15 protein-coding genes are annotated in these 12,599 nt (G+C 73.1%); 10 read left to right on the forward strand and 5 right to left on the reverse strand.

The genetic code is table 11. From position 1 onward, the window contains the following. Nucleotides 1–15 precede the first annotated feature (15 nt). The gene (locus ABZ948_RS00320) at nucleotides 16–915 is read right to left on the reverse strand and encodes a hypothetical protein (protein WP_359755876.1); all 900 of its coding nucleotides are present in this window, start codon (nucleotides 913–915) and stop codon (nucleotides 16–18) included. Nucleotides 916–1,049: 134 nt separating this feature from the next. Further along, a complete protein-coding gene (locus tag ABZ948_RS00325; protein ID WP_359755878.1) occupies nucleotides 1,050–1,346 on the reverse strand; it encodes a hypothetical protein in 297 nt (98 codons plus the stop codon). A gap of 100 nt (nucleotides 1,347–1,446) precedes the next feature. On the opposite strand from ABZ948_RS00325, the gene ABZ948_RS00330 reads away from it, so the two are divergent. After that, nucleotides 1,447–2,349, forward strand: a complete 903-nt coding sequence (locus ABZ948_RS00330) for an oxygenase MpaB family protein (RefSeq protein WP_359755880.1) — start codon at nucleotides 1,447–1,449, stop codon at nucleotides 2,347–2,349. Between the two features lie 9 nt (nucleotides 2,350–2,358). Here ABZ948_RS00330 and ABZ948_RS00335 read toward each other — a convergent pair whose 3' ends face one another. Further along, nucleotides 2,359–2,958 carry a class I SAM-dependent methyltransferase gene (locus tag ABZ948_RS00335; protein ID WP_359755882.1) on the reverse strand — a complete coding sequence of 200 codons (600 nt, stop codon included), beginning with the start codon at nucleotides 2,956–2,958 and terminating at the stop codon, nucleotides 2,359–2,361. Nucleotides 2,959–3,110: 152 nt separating this feature from the next. On the opposite strand from ABZ948_RS00335, the gene ABZ948_RS00340 reads away from it, so the two are divergent. From ABZ948_RS00340 to ABZ948_RS00360, 5 genes are all read left to right on the forward strand, one after another. After that, nucleotides 3,111–3,884 (forward strand): MHYT domain-containing protein, encoded by a 774-nt coding sequence (locus ABZ948_RS00340; RefSeq protein ID WP_359755883.1) that lies wholly within the window; start codon nucleotides 3,111–3,113, stop codon nucleotides 3,882–3,884. A 167-nt stretch (nucleotides 3,885–4,051) separates the two neighbouring features. After that, a complete protein-coding gene (locus ABZ948_RS00345) occupies nucleotides 4,052–6,607 on the forward strand; it encodes a sensor histidine kinase (RefSeq protein WP_359755885.1) in 2,556 nt (851 codons plus the stop codon). Then, the gene (locus ABZ948_RS00350; protein WP_359755886.1) at nucleotides 6,604–7,041 is read left to right on the forward strand and encodes a roadblock/LC7 domain-containing protein; all 438 of its coding nucleotides are present in this window, start codon (nucleotides 6,604–6,606) and stop codon (nucleotides 7,039–7,041) included. The genes ABZ948_RS00345 and ABZ948_RS00350 overlap by 4 nt, the downstream gene beginning before the upstream one ends. Before the next feature lie 22 nt (nucleotides 7,042–7,063). Further along, the gene (locus tag ABZ948_RS00355; protein WP_359755887.1) at nucleotides 7,064–7,474 is read left to right on the forward strand and encodes a DUF742 domain-containing protein; all 411 of its coding nucleotides are present in this window, start codon (nucleotides 7,064–7,066) and stop codon (nucleotides 7,472–7,474) included. 86 nt (nucleotides 7,475–7,560) lie between these two features. Continuing rightward, a complete protein-coding gene (locus ABZ948_RS00360; RefSeq protein WP_359755889.1) occupies nucleotides 7,561–8,166 on the forward strand; it encodes a GTP-binding protein in 606 nt (201 codons plus the stop codon). A 114-nt stretch (nucleotides 8,167–8,280) separates the two neighbouring features. Here the strand turns inward: ABZ948_RS00360 and ABZ948_RS00365 are convergent, their stop codons facing one another. Then, entirely contained in the window at nucleotides 8,281–8,709 is a 429-nt protein-coding gene (locus tag ABZ948_RS00365; protein WP_359755891.1) for a PPOX class F420-dependent oxidoreductase, read from the reverse strand. A gap of 104 nt (nucleotides 8,710–8,813) precedes the next feature. Between ABZ948_RS00365 and ABZ948_RS00370 the strand changes: the two genes are divergently transcribed. From ABZ948_RS00370 to ABZ948_RS00385, 4 genes are all read left to right on the forward strand, one after another. After that, nucleotides 8,814–9,227, forward strand: a complete 414-nt coding sequence (locus ABZ948_RS00370; RefSeq protein WP_114250638.1) for a roadblock/LC7 domain-containing protein — start codon at nucleotides 8,814–8,816, stop codon at nucleotides 9,225–9,227. A gap of 153 nt (nucleotides 9,228–9,380) precedes the next feature. Continuing rightward, nucleotides 9,381–10,370: a DUF6397 family protein gene (locus ABZ948_RS00375; protein WP_359755893.1), complete on the forward strand. Its 990-nt coding sequence runs from the start codon at nucleotides 9,381–9,383 to the stop codon at nucleotides 10,368–10,370. 239 nt (nucleotides 10,371–10,609) lie between these two features. Then, on the forward strand, nucleotides 10,610–10,981 hold the full coding sequence (locus ABZ948_RS00380; RefSeq protein WP_359755894.1) for a VOC family protein: 372 nt from the start codon (nucleotides 10,610–10,612) through the stop codon (nucleotides 10,979–10,981). A 10-nt stretch (nucleotides 10,982–10,991) separates the two neighbouring features. Next, entirely contained in the window at nucleotides 10,992–11,777 is a 786-nt protein-coding gene (locus tag ABZ948_RS00385) for an Fpg/Nei family DNA glycosylase (protein ID WP_359755895.1), read from the forward strand. Between the two features lie 70 nt (nucleotides 11,778–11,847). Here ABZ948_RS00385 and ABZ948_RS00390 read toward each other — a convergent pair whose 3' ends face one another. Beyond that, a complete protein-coding gene (locus ABZ948_RS00390) occupies nucleotides 11,848–12,597 on the reverse strand; it encodes an SDR family oxidoreductase (protein WP_359755896.1) in 750 nt (249 codons plus the stop codon). Nucleotides 12,598–12,599 lie beyond the last annotated feature (2 nt).

The raw sequence follows: 12,599 nt of genomic DNA on the forward strand, positions 1-12,599 counted from the left end.
AGTTCGGCTCGCCGGTCAGTTCGGGCGTACGGCCATCTTGTCGAGTGCCTCGAGGAGACCCGGCAGCTCCGGCCCCCGGCCCACCGGCAGGACCTCGCCGGGTTCCTCATCGAGCAGCACGAAGGCGATGTCGTCGGTCCTGGCCACGAGTGACCAGCCGGGACCGTCGGCCCGCAGGGTCCGCGCGTCCCCCGGCGCGAAGGACGACCGGACCCGGCCCAGCGGCGGCGGCGAGTCGACATAGGTGCGGGCCTCCGCGAGGACGCGCCGGATGCCGCTGTGGCCGGGCTGCCCGTTATCCCCGGGCTGGCCGTTCCCCCCGGTACGCCCGTTCTCCCCGGTCTGCTCCGGACCGTCGGCCGCCCCGCCGTCGTCCCCGTCACCCGCTGTTCCGGAGGACCCCGGAGCCGCGAACGCCGTGTCGTCCACCTGCTCCCGCCACATCGCCCACTGCAGCGCGATCTCGTCGGCGCCCAGGCGCCGCTGGGCCGGCCCCCAGACGGTGGTGTCCGGCGGAGCCAGCGGGGGCCGGTCGTCGGCCTCCGGGCCGGGATCGTGCGGCGCGGGCACCCCGGGTGCCGCGACGGCGACCGCGAGGGGCCAGCCGGGCAGTGCCGCGACGACCGTGCGCTCGTCGGGCGACAGCTCGTACTCCATGCCGCAGTCCCAGGACGCGATCGCGACGGCCACCAGGGAGACGTCGTCGATGACCACGGTCCACCGGGCGCCCTCGCCGTCCTGGCCGAGCACCAGCCCGTACCCGTCGGCGAGCGGCGCGAGGCCGAGCGCCGCGCACGCCTCCGGGTAGTCGTCGCCCAGCACGCTCGGGAACTTCGCCGGCGTCAGCAGCACCGCCGTGAGCACATAGAGCGCATCGTCCGCGGCGGCGACGGCGTCCTCGTCCGTCCCGGCCATCCCAGCCTCCCCATCCGTTGGTCCAACGGCGCGCACCCTAGTGCGCCCGGAAGCCGCTTGTCACGACCTCGCAGGCGCACCGGAGCTGCAGTTTTCCGGCGGACGGGGCGAATCGGCCGTCCGGGCCGGGCACCTCACGCCGTCGGCAGGCCCAGCAGTTCACGGGCCACGGTGTCCGGGGACTCGCCCCGTTCCCGCGCGAGCGCGATGACGGCCCGGCAGGCCAGCTCGTTCACCCCGAACGACAGCGCCTCCGGCGACACCCAGCCGGACGCCTCGTCGGCCCGCTCCTGGTCGTCCTCGGCACAGGCCGTGACGTAGACGGCCGCGGCCTCGAAAAGATTGTGTGGACGTTTGTCCCCGTCGGGCTTCGCCTCCGCGCGCAGGGCGTGAGCGACTCTGCCCCCGGCCTTGCGGACCTTGTTCCACATGTGCTGACCGCCTTCCCCCTGTGCGTTTTCCCCGCACGCCGTTCATCTCCCGCTCACCAACGTAGAGTTGGACCTTCGGCGGCAGAAGGGGGAGCGTACCTTGAAGCGCTTCGAACGGCTGGGACAAATCCGTCGGATGGACCCGTACCGGGACGCCTCGGAGATCTACCGGCTGAGCGCGGCGTACGAGTTCCCATGGGACTTCGCCCGTTCCCTGGAGCTGGCCCTGTACCGCACCTACGCCGTTCCGGCCATCGGCCGGCTGCTCGCCGAGACGGCGGAACTCACGGATCACACGCAGAAGCGCTACGACGACACCTCGCTGCTCCTGGACACCATCGTCGAGCACGGCTTCGGCAGCGAGCAGGGCAGGACCGCGATCCGCCGCATCAACCAGATGCACCGCAGCTACGACATCAGCGACGCGGACATGCGCTACGTGCTCTGCACGTTCGTCGTGATGCCCAGGCGGTGGATCGACGCCTACGGCTGGCGCAGGATGTCGAGCCACGAGGTCGTCGCCAGTGTCGTCCACTACCGCACGCTGGGCCGGCACATGGGCATCAAGGACATCCCCGAGACGTACGAGGAGTTCGAGACCTGCCTCGACAGCTACGAGGCGGCCCACTTCGCCTGGGACGAGGACGCCCGCCGCGTCTCGGACGCCACGCTCGACCTCATGGTCTCCTGGTACCCGCGCCCGCTCGCGCCCCTGCTGCGCACCGCGATCCTCGCGCTGCTCGACGAACCGCTCCTGCGCGCCTTCCGCTACACCCCGCCGAGCGCCGCCACGCGCGCGTGGGTGCGCCGCGCGGTACGGCTGCGGGGGCGTGCCGTCCGTCTGCTGCCGCCCCGGAGCGCCCCGCACTTCGCCCGGCAGAACTGGGAGATCAAGGGCTACCCGAACGGCTACCGGATCGCCGACCTGGGCACGCGCCCCGTTCCCGGCGTCCGCGGCTGCCCCGTGCGGCACGTGGAGGTGCCCGGCTCCGAGGCCCGGTGACGCGCCGTCTCAGTCCTCGCGGACGGCGAGCGCCAGGAAGCGGGCGTCCTCGTCGGTGTACGACGTCAGACGCCACCCGGAACCGGCCAGCAGCGGACGCAGGTTGGGTTCGGCGCGCAGGTCGTCCGGGGTGAGCGGGCGGCCGTGGCGAGCCGCCAGCGCCGCCCTGCCGATGGGGTGGAACAACGCCAGCGCACCACCGGGACGCACCACACGCGCCAGCTCCCGCAGGTTCTCGGCCGGGCTCGGCAGATGCGAGATGAGGCCCGCTCCGAACACGGCGTCCAGCGACCGCGGACGCAGGGGCAGCGCGGCGACGTCAGCGAGCAGCAACGCCCCGTCACGGTCCCGTCCGGCCCGTACGGCCTCGCGGAGCATGGCCGGGGTCAGATCGGCCCCGACGACCACTCCGGACGGCCCCACGGCGCCCCGCAGCGGCGGCAGGGCGCGACCGGTGCCGCACCCCGCGTCGAGCACACGGTCGCCCGCACGCAGCCCGAGCTCCGCGACGGCGGCGGCGTAGGCCGGGCCGTCGTCGGGGAACCGGGTGTCCCAGTCGGCGGCGCGGGCGGTGAAGAACTCCTGGACACGCGTCTGCTCGTCGCTCATGTACCGCATGATTCCTCACCGGCACGGATGACGCCTCAGTGCACACGTTCGAGCGTGACCCGATCGTTCCGGTACATCTCTGCGTCATATTCCAACACCTTTCGAAATGCGCCCCCTTCACGCGCCCCTGGCGGGTCTAGCGTCCCGGGGCCATGGGACACCTGGACCACGCCGCCCTGGGGTGGCTGACCCCCGCGCTGTCGTACGCGATGGCCTGCATAGGCGCCGCCCTCGGGCTGCGCTGCACCGTCCGCGCGCTCGCCGCCACCGGACGCTCGCGCCGCAACTGGCTCGTCACCGCCGCGTCGGCGATCGGCACCGGCATCTGGACCATGCACTTCGTGGCCATGCTCGGTTTCAGCGTCACCGGCACCGACATCCGCTACGACGTGCCGCTCACCCTCCTGAGCCTGCTCGTCGCCATGGTCGTCGTCTGCGCCGGCGTCTTCGCCGTCGGCTACAGCCGCGACCGCGGCCGGGCCCTGCTGCTCGGCGGGCTCACCACCGGCCTCGGCGTCGCGAGCATGCACTACCTGGGCATGGCGGCCGTCCGCCTGCACGGCGACGTGAGCTACGACCCGGTGCTCGTCGGGCTCTCCGTCCTGATCGCCGTCGTCGCCGCGACGGCGGCCCTGTGGGCGGCGCTCAACATCAAGTCGCCCGTCGCCGTCACCCTCGCCTCGCTGATCATGGGCGCGGCGGTCAGCAGCATGCACTACACCGGCATGTTCGCGGTGAGCGTGAGCGTCACGCCCTCCGGCCAGATCCTGCCCGGGGCCACGGCGATGCAGTTCATCTTCCCCCTCGCCGTCGGCCTCGGGTCCTACCTCTTCCTGACCTCGGCCTTCGTCGCACTGTCACCGACGGCGGGGGAGCGCGAGGCGTCCGCCTCGGCCCAGCGGCCGGTCGAGACTCCCGCCCACTAGCCGCGGCCGCTCCCCGGCCGCCCGGGCGGCCCGCCCCGTAGCCCCGACGGCTCGCCCCGAAGCCAGGGTGGCTCGCCCCGTAGCCCCGACGGCTCGCCCCGAAGCCAGGGTGGCTCGCCCCGAAGCCTGGGTGGCATTCCGTCGAACCACTCCCGAGCGAGGAGTCCATGCGTACACCCCTCAGGACCCCTGCGACCGGCGCCGACGCGCCGCCGCCCCCTCCCGCGCGCGGTCGCCGCGCGCACGCCGGGCCACCCGCCGACGAGGGCCCCGAGGCACGCCCGGGCACCGCGTCCGACGGCATACCCCCGCGCGCGGAGCGCTGGCGCATCCGCCCCCGCACCGTGCGCGCCAAGATCGTCTGCCTGCTGATGGTGCCCGTCGTCTCGCTCCTGGCTCTGTGGGCGTACGCCACCGTCACCACCGCCCAGGACGTCTCCCGGCTCCGGCAGGTCCAACGTGTGGACGCCGCGGTCCGTGCCCCGGTCTCCGCGGCGGTCGCCGCCCTCCAGGCCGAACGCGCGGCCGCGGTACGCCACGCCACCGACCCGTCCGCCGTCCGCGCGGACGAGCTGGCCGAACTCGCCCGGCGCACCGACCAGGCCGTCGCGAAACTGCGGCTCGGCAAGGACAACACCGTCGCCGACAGCGAGGAACTGCCCGCCGGAGTCGCCCGCCGGCTGGAGGAGTTCGTCACCGGTGCCGAGCGACTGCGGCCGCTGCGGACCGCCGTACGGGACCGGCGCGTGGACTGGTCCGAGACGTACAGCCGTTACACCCGGACCATCTCGGCGGCCTTCGGTGCCGGCGCCGCCCTCACCGGCATCCAGGACGCCGACCTCGGCTCCGACGCGCGCGTGCTGCTCGAATTCGCCCGCGCCGGAGAGGCGCTGTCCCGGGAGGACGCGGTGCTGGCGAGCGCCCGCCTGGACGGCGCCCTGAACGGGGAGCGGCTCCGGATCTTCACCGGCGCCGTCGAACTGCGCCGCACCCTCACCGAGTCGGCCGTCGCGGACCTGCGCGGCACCGAACGCTCCGCCTGGGACGCCCTCTCCGAGAGCAGCGCCTACGTCGGCCTGGGCGACGCCGAGGACAGGATCCTCGCCGGCGGGCCGGGCGCGAAGGCCGTCGAGGCGGCACCCGAGCACACCTGGAACACGGCGCACACGCGCGTGCAGCATGGCATGCGCGGCATCGAGGACGACGCGGCACGCGGCGTCGCGGAGCGGGCCGACCCCTTCACCCGCGGACTGCTCACCCCGGCCGGCGCCGCCGTCCTGCTCGGCCTCGCCGCCGTCGCCGCCTCGCTCGTCATCTCCGTACGCATCGGACGCGGCCTCGTGGTGGAGCTGGTGAGCCTGCGCAACAGCGCCCTGGAGATCGCCCGGCGCAAACTCCCCGCGGCCATGCGGAAACTGCGCGCGGGGGAGGAGATCGACGTCCGCGCCGAGGCCCCGCCCGGACCGCCCGCCGAGGACGAGACCGCGCAGGTCGCCGAGGCCCTCGGCACGGTGCACCGCGCCGCGCTGCGGGCCGCCGTGGAACGCGCCGAACTCGCCAGCGGCATCTCCGGTGTCTTCGTGAACCTCGCCCGCCGCAGCCAGATCCTCGTCCACCGGCAGCTGAGTCTCCTCGACAGCATGGAACGCCGCTCCGACGACCCGGACGAACTGAGCGACCTCTTCCGCCTCGACCACCTCACCACCCGCATGCGCCGCCACGCGGAGAGCCTGATCATCCTCTCCGGAGCGGCCCCCGGGCGGGCCTGGCGCATGCCCGTCTCCCTGACGAACGTGGTCCGCGCGGCCGTCTCCGAGGTGGAGGACTACGCGCGCGTGGAGGTACGACAGCTCCCCGAGGCGGCCGTCATCGGCACGGCCGTCGCCGACCTGACCCACCTCCTGGCGGAGATCATCGAGAACGCCGCCCAGTTCTCGCCGCCCCACACGCGCGTGCGGATCACCGGCGAACCCGTCGGCAACGGCTACGCCGTCGAGGTCGAGGACCGCGGCCTCGGCATGGGCAAGGAGACCCTCGCCGAGGCCAACCGCCGCATCGCGCAGTCCGAGGCGCTCGACCTGTTCGACAGCGACCGGCTCGGCCTGTTCGTGGTCAGCAGGCTCGCCGCCCGCCACGACGTCAAGGTTCACCTGAAGACCTCCCCGTACGGCGGCACCACGGCGGTCGTCCTGCTGCCCACCGCCCTGCTGCACACCGGCGCGCCAGAACGCGCCCTCGACGAGGCGGCTCACGCACGGCACCCCGGGGAACGCGCCTACGCGCGCGTGCCCGACGACGCCCCCCTCCAGGACACCGTCACCGCACCGGCCGACCGGCGCGCCCTCGTGGCTCCCGTACCGGCCGCCGCCGAGGCCTCCGGCCGCGCGGAGACCCCCGGCCACGCGGAGACCGCGAGTCACACCCCACCCCCAGGAGTCGCCACCTTGCGACTGCACCGCCCCCAGGAGCAGCCCGAAGGCTCCGACGACCTCCCCCGTCGCGTACGGCAGGCCAGTCTCGCTCCCCAACTGCGCGACGGACGGCCCGAGGAGCCGCCACCCACGCCGGCGCACAGGGACGACGACCGCACCCCCGAACTCGTACGGGACCGCATGGCGGCCTACCGAGACGGCTGGGCGCGCGGTGGCGGCAGGCAACCCGGCCGCGGAACCACGCCCGGCCCCGCGGCGGGCAGCGACAGCAGCGAAGGAGACCCCGCATGATCCAGGACCCGAGCACACATGCCGCCCGGCACTCCGGCGAACTCGACTGGCTGCTGGACGACATGGTGCTCCGCGTGAGCGAGATACGGCACGCCGTGGTGCTGTCCAACGACGGCCTCGCCGTGGGCGCCTCGAGCGACCTGCGCCGCGAGGACGCCGAGCACCTGGCCGCGGTCGCCTCGGGCTTCCACAGCCTCGCCAAGGGAGCGGGACGGCACTTCGGCGCAGGCGGCGTCCGCCAGACCATGGTGGAGATGGACGAGGGCTTCCTGTTCGTCGCCGCCGCGGGCGACGGCTCCTGCCTCGCCCTGCTCACCGCCGTGACCGCGGACATCGGACTGGTGGCGTACGAGATGGCACGCCTGGTCAAGCGCGTCGGCGAGCACCTCGGCACGGCGCCCCGCGTCGGCGCGCGGCCCCCCGCCGCCGGATGAGCCGAGAGGGCGGTCCGCGCAGATGACCGAGGACATGACGGGTGCCCCGCGCCAGCAGGGCAGCCAGTGGTACGACCACGAGGCCGGCCCCCTCGTGCGTCCCTACGCCATGACGGGCGGACGCACCCAACCCGGCCCCACGGGCGTGCGGTTCGACCTCATCGCGCTGGTCACGCTGGACCCGGGCGGCCCCGGCGCGGACGAGGCCCTGCTCGGCCCGGAGCACCGGACTCTGATCGGCCTGTGCCGCACGGAGACCCAGTCGGTCGCCGAACTCGCCGCGGGGGCGGACCTGCCCGTGGGGGTGATCAGGGTCCTCCTCGGCGACCTGCTGGAACTCGGCTGCGTCACCGTCAGCCGCCCCGTACCGCCCGCGCAGCTGCCCGACGAACGCATCCTGCGCGAGGTGATCGAGGGACTGAGAGCCCTGTAGATGAACGCACACCACCCCATTCGCTCACCTCACCCAACCCACCGACTGGCGCTACCCGTTGACGGGCCTCCCGAGAGAAGTGATCAATGATCTCCGAGCACTCCGACGCCCCGGACGGCGAGACCGCCGCGCTGGCGCTGAAGATTCTGGTCGCCGGCGGATTCGGCGTGGGCAAGACCACCCTGGTGGGAGCGGTCAGTGAGATCCGGCCACTGCGCACCGAGGAACTGCTCAGCGAGGCAGGCCAGTCGGTGGACGACACCGACGGAGTGGACCACAAGACCACCACGACCGTCGCCATGGACTTCGGTCGCATCACCATCCGGTCCGGCCTCTCCCTGTACCTGTTCGGCACACCGGGGCAGGACCGGTTCTGGTTCCTGTGGGACGAGTTGTCGCAGGGAGCGCTCGGTGCCGTGGTCCTCGCGGACACGCGCCGGCTTGAGGACTGCTTCCCGGCGGTCGACTACTTCGAGCACCGGCGCATCCCGTTCGTGGTCGCCGTCAACTGCTTCGCGGGCGCCCGGCGGCACGGCGCCCCCGACGTCTCGCGCGCCCTCGACCTCGACCAGGGCACGCCCGTGGTGCTGTGCGACGCCCGGGACCGCGACTCGGGGAAAGAGGTCCTGATCCGGCTCGTCGAATACGCCGGGCGGATGCACACCGCCCGGCTTCTCGACTCGGTCGGCTGACCGGGGGCGCCCGACGCCCTTCCGGCGACGACCAATGGCCGATGGCCGATGGCCGACGACCGATGGCCGCTGGCCGACGATCGAAGGCCCGCCGCGCCTGCCGCGCCTGCGTGGTCAGTCCGCGACGTCCCGTTCCGCCAGCACCTTGTCGATGCTGACGCGGACGAGGAGTTCACCCGGAACGCCGTTGCGGGCGCCGAACTCCTCGGCGCGGTCCTCGCCCATGTACCGGGCGCCTATGCGGGTGGCCCACCGCCGTATCTCGTCGAGGTCCTCCGAGACGCGGGCGCGACCCCGCAGCACCACGAAGGAGTACGGCGGCCGGTCGTCGTCCACGCACAGGGCGACCCGGCCGTCCCGGGCGATGTTGCGCCCCTTCACGCTGTCCTTGCCGGTGTTGAACACCAGCTCGTCGCCGTCCAGCACGAACCAGATCGGCGTCACGTGCGGGCTGCCGTCGGCCCGTACGGTGGAGAGCTTTCCGGTGCGGGTGCCGTGCGAAACGAACTCCCGCCATTGCGCGTCGGTCATCTTCTCTGCCATGGCTCCCATCCTCCTTGCCCCGACAGCGGTCGTGGGGAAGGCTGGCGTGGAGATCCTCCGGCCAGGAGGAGAATCGCACGGGGAGAAAACGGGGAGATCGGATCATGGCGCACAACCAGGGGCTCGACTGGCTGCTGGACGACCTGACCGAGCGAGTCCACGAGGTACGGCACGCGCTGGTGCTGTCCAACGACGGCCTGGTGACGGGCGCGAGTACGGGACTGCGCCGCGAGGACGCGGAGCACCTCGCGGCCGTGTCGTCCGGGCTGCACAGCCTGGCAAAGGGCTCGGGTCGGCACTTCGGGGCGGGCAGCGTACGCCAGACGATGATCGAGTTCGACGACGCGGTGCTCTTCGTCACCGCGGCGGGCACGGGAAGCTGTCTGTGCGTCCTCAGCGGCGCCGAGGCCGACATCGGGCAGATCGCGTACGAGATGACGTTGCTGGTCAACCGGGTCGGAGAGCATCTCGACGTGGATGCGCGACAGCCCGAACGGAAACCCATCACAGACGTCTGACCTGCGCGTTCGTCATCCCCTGCGGAGTTATCCACAGGCTCGCCACGCGATCCGCCGAAGCGGCTACGGTTTTTCACACGGCGACCGCATACGACGACCGCATACGGCGACCGCACACGGCGCGAGCCGCTGACTCCACGGGGGAGACCGACCATGTCAGGCACCAGCACCCAACCCGACCGGCTTTCCTGCGCCCCGAGCCGGGCCGCCCGCGAACTCGGCCTCAAACGGGGCGAGTTCGACCTGGCGGTGAACCTCGGGCTCATCCGGACCGTTCCCGACGAAGGCGGCGGAGGGCGTCGCGTCACCCGCGCCGAGATCGAGCGGCTGTGTGCCGCGGACGCCTTCCCGGACGATCTGCGCCGGCGCGTCGCGACGGTCGGCACCACTGAGGGCGCCGAGCTCATGGACGTGACACCCACCAGGTTCACGACCCTGGCTCGCCACGGCCTGCTCGTTCCGGTCCGCTATTACCTCAACCGGTACCGGACCGTCGTCTGGCTGTATCTCGCCGAGGAACTGGAGCAGTTCGCGGCCGAGCAGAGCAACGTCCCGCTGCTGACCGGCCCCCGCACGCCCCCGGAGATCCGGGAAGGGCAGAAGGCCGGGCTGGACCGGCGGCCCCGCAACTGGCGGGGTCGCCAGGTCGGATTCCTGACGCGGCAGGCGGGCGACGACCCCTGGGCGCGTGCGGCGGCCGTCGCCTGCTTCCTCGACCCCGCCGACGTGGCGGACGTCGTCGCGGACCCCCACGAGCGCGCCCACCTGGACCGCTGCCGCCCCCGGCTCCCGGCACACGGCGCACCCGGGTCGCCCGCAGCCGACCTGGCCGAGACGCTCATGACGGCGAGCGAGCCGGACGAAGTGGCCTGGTTCCGCGCGGACCTGGCCCACACACTGGAGACGGCGCGCAGCCGGCGACCGGTACCAGTACCGGCACCACGACCGGCACCAGTGCCGGCACCACGACCGGCGCCACGCCCGACCCCGCAGCAGGCGCCGGCCCCGACGCCACGCCCGGCACCGGAGCCCCCGGCAGCACGCCCCGTTCCGCCGACGGACCGGCCCGCACCCCGGGAGCACGCTCGCTCCCACGGCCTGCTGGGCTGGCTGAGCCGCAGAACCCGGCGACCTGCGGGCTGAACCCGGCCGTCCGATGGCCCGCGGGCCTGTCGGCGGACCACCGGCTCCAGCCCCACCGCCCACCGCCTACTTCCCCGCGGACGCGGTACACGGTCACGTGAACCGGGCGGGACGCCCCGTGTCCCCATGCCGCCGCCCTGTTCAGGCGCCCCGGGCCGAGGGCAGGGGCCCCACGCGGCGATGAGTTTCCGGACGCGTCCCGGTCCGACATAGAGGAGACCATCTTCCGGGAGGCGATCATGTTCGGTACGACGAAGGCGTACAGCGGCTTCTCCGTGGACGACATCGACGCGGCCAGGAGCTTCTACGGCGACACGCTGGGACTGCGGGTGTCCGAGGACCACGGCATGCTGTTCCTGCACATCGCGGGCGACCGGAACATCCTGGTCTACCCCAAGGAGGACCACGCCCCGGCGACGTACACCGTCCTGAACTTCCCCGTCGACGACATCGAGGCCGCGGTCGACGAGCTGAGCAGGAGAGGGGTGCGATTCGAGCGCTACGACCAGTTCAAGGTGGACGAGAAGGGCATCTTCCGCGGTGGTGGCCCGCTGATCGCGTGGTTCACCGACCCGGCCGGGAACGTGCTCTCCGTCCTCCAGGAGCCCTGACGCGCCCGCCATGCCCGAGCTGCCCGATGTCGAGGGGTTCCGTCAGGTGCTCGAGTCCTGCGCGAAGGGCCGGGTCATCCGGAGCGTGGACGTGCGGGACGCGGGCGTCCTGCACGGCGTCGACGCCCGGCGACTGCGGGACGCGCTGGAGGGGCGGCGGTTCGGCACGCCGGAGCGGCACGGCAAGTGGCTGCTCGCCCGCACCGGCGGCCCCACCCTCGTGCTGCACTTCGGCATGACCGGCCGACTGGTCTGCGGCCGTTCGGACGATCCCGTGGAGGCGCATGACCGGGTCCTGTTCACCCTGGGCGGCGGACGTCAGCTGCGCTTCCGTGACCAGCGCAAACTCCAGGGGCTGTGGCTGGCCCACGACGAGGCCGACGTCGACCGGCTGCTGGAGCGGCAGGGGCCGGACGCGCTGGCCGTGGACCGAGAGGAGTTCGAGGTGGTGCTCTCGGCGCGGCGCGGGGCGCTGAAAACGGCACTCACCGACCAGTCCGTCCTCGCCGGTCTCGGCAACCTGCTCGCCGACGAGATCCTGTGGCGGGCCCGGCTGCGCCCCGACCGTCCGGCGCGTGATCTCGCCCGGACCGACCGCCGTCGCCTGTACAGCGAGATGCGCCGTACCCTGCGCACCTCCGTCTCCGCGGGCTGCGTCCCGCCGCGTGACTCGTGGCTCACCGGCCATCGCGACGACCGCGACCCGAGGTGCCCGCGCTGCGGCACGGGGCTGCGCCGGTCCCGGATGGCGGGCCGCGGCACGGTGTGGTGCCCGCGGTGCCAGCCGGACGACTGATCCGGCCGCGGCCGGTCGTCATCCGGCGGGGCGTCTCGCATGGGGCGTCGTGATCGGGTCCAGGGTCTCGTCAGTCGTCCGGGTTCAGGACGGCCGGCGGTCCGGCGAGGACGCCGCCGTCCAGGACGAACTCGCAGCCTGTCGAGAACGTGGCGTCGGCGACGATGAAGAGCACCATGCGGGCGACCTCCTCGGGCTCGCCGAACCGGGGGATCGGCTGCCCCGCGGTGTACGCGTCGCCGAAGCCGGCCGTCAGAGGGGTGCGGATGGCTCCGGGGTGCACGGAGCAGACCCGGATCCGGTCGGGCGCCAGTTCCAGCGCGGCGGTCTTGGTCAGTCCGCGCAGCCCCCACTTGCTGGCCGCGTACGCGCCGACACCGGCGTAGGCGGTCAGCCCGGACAGGGAGGACATGTTGACGATGACGCCGCCGCCGGCCCGGCGCAGCGACGGTGCCGTCGCGCGCATGCCCAGCCAGGCGCCCGTGAGGTTCACGTCGACAACCCGGCGGAAGGACTCGGGGCTCTGTTCCTCCATCGGGCCCCAGTCGATGATCCCCGCGATGTTCGCGAGGACCGACACCGGTCCGAGGTCCCGCTCGGTCTCGGCCAGGGTCCGCTGCCAGTCGTCCTCGCTGGTGACGTCCAGATGGACGAAGCGGGCCCGGCCGCCGAGCCGCGAGGCCGGCTCCGATCCCTCGGCGTCCCGGATGTCGGCGACCACGACGTCGGCACCCTCGGCCGCGAGGGCATGGGCCACCGCGGTTCCGATGCCCCCGGCCCCGCCGGTGACGATCGCCACCTGCTCGTCGAGACGTCCCATCG

The sequence above is a fragment of the Streptomyces olindensis genome (genome assembly GCF_040645895.1).
GTDB lineage: Bacteria > Actinomycetota > Actinomycetes > Streptomycetales > Streptomycetaceae > Streptomyces > Streptomyces olindensis.

Bases quoted from the DNA above. Each gene is read 5' to 3' on its own strand.
- ABZ948_RS00320 (WP_359755876.1), bottom strand. From the start codon at position 915: ATGGCCGGGACGGACGAGGACGCCGTCGCCGCCGCGGACGATGCGCTC.
- ABZ948_RS00325 (WP_359755878.1), bottom strand. From the start codon at position 1,346: ATGTGGAACAAGGTCCGCAAGGCCGGGGGCAGAGTCGCTCACGCCCTG.
- ABZ948_RS00335 (WP_359755882.1), bottom strand. From the start codon at position 2,958: ATGAGCGACGAGCAGACGCGTGTCCAGGAGTTCTTCACCGCCCGCGCC.
- ABZ948_RS00340 (WP_359755883.1), top strand. From the start codon at position 3,111: ATGGGACACCTGGACCACGCCGCCCTGGGGTGGCTGACCCCCGCGCTG.
- ABZ948_RS00345 (WP_359755885.1), top strand. From the start codon at position 4,052: ATGCGTACACCCCTCAGGACCCCTGCGACCGGCGCCGACGCGCCGCCG.
- ABZ948_RS00350 (WP_359755886.1), top strand. From the start codon at position 6,604: ATGATCCAGGACCCGAGCACACATGCCGCCCGGCACTCCGGCGAACTC.
- ABZ948_RS00355 (WP_359755887.1), top strand. From the start codon at position 7,064: ATGACCGAGGACATGACGGGTGCCCCGCGCCAGCAGGGCAGCCAGTGG.
- ABZ948_RS00360 (WP_359755889.1), top strand. From the start codon at position 7,561: ATGATCTCCGAGCACTCCGACGCCCCGGACGGCGAGACCGCCGCGCTG.
- ABZ948_RS00365 (WP_359755891.1), bottom strand. From the start codon at position 8,709: ATGGCAGAGAAGATGACCGACGCGCAATGGCGGGAGTTCGTTTCGCAC.
- ABZ948_RS00370 (WP_114250638.1), top strand. From the start codon at position 8,814: ATGGCGCACAACCAGGGGCTCGACTGGCTGCTGGACGACCTGACCGAG.
- ABZ948_RS00375 (WP_359755893.1), top strand. From the start codon at position 9,381: ATGTCAGGCACCAGCACCCAACCCGACCGGCTTTCCTGCGCCCCGAGC.
- ABZ948_RS00380 (WP_359755894.1), top strand. From the start codon at position 10,610: ATGTTCGGTACGACGAAGGCGTACAGCGGCTTCTCCGTGGACGACATC.
- ABZ948_RS00385 (WP_359755895.1), top strand. From the start codon at position 10,992: ATGCCCGAGCTGCCCGATGTCGAGGGGTTCCGTCAGGTGCTCGAGTCC.
- ABZ948_RS00390 (WP_359755896.1), bottom strand. From the start codon at position 12,597: ATGGGACGTCTCGACGAGCAGGTGGCGATCGTCACCGGCGGGGCCGGG.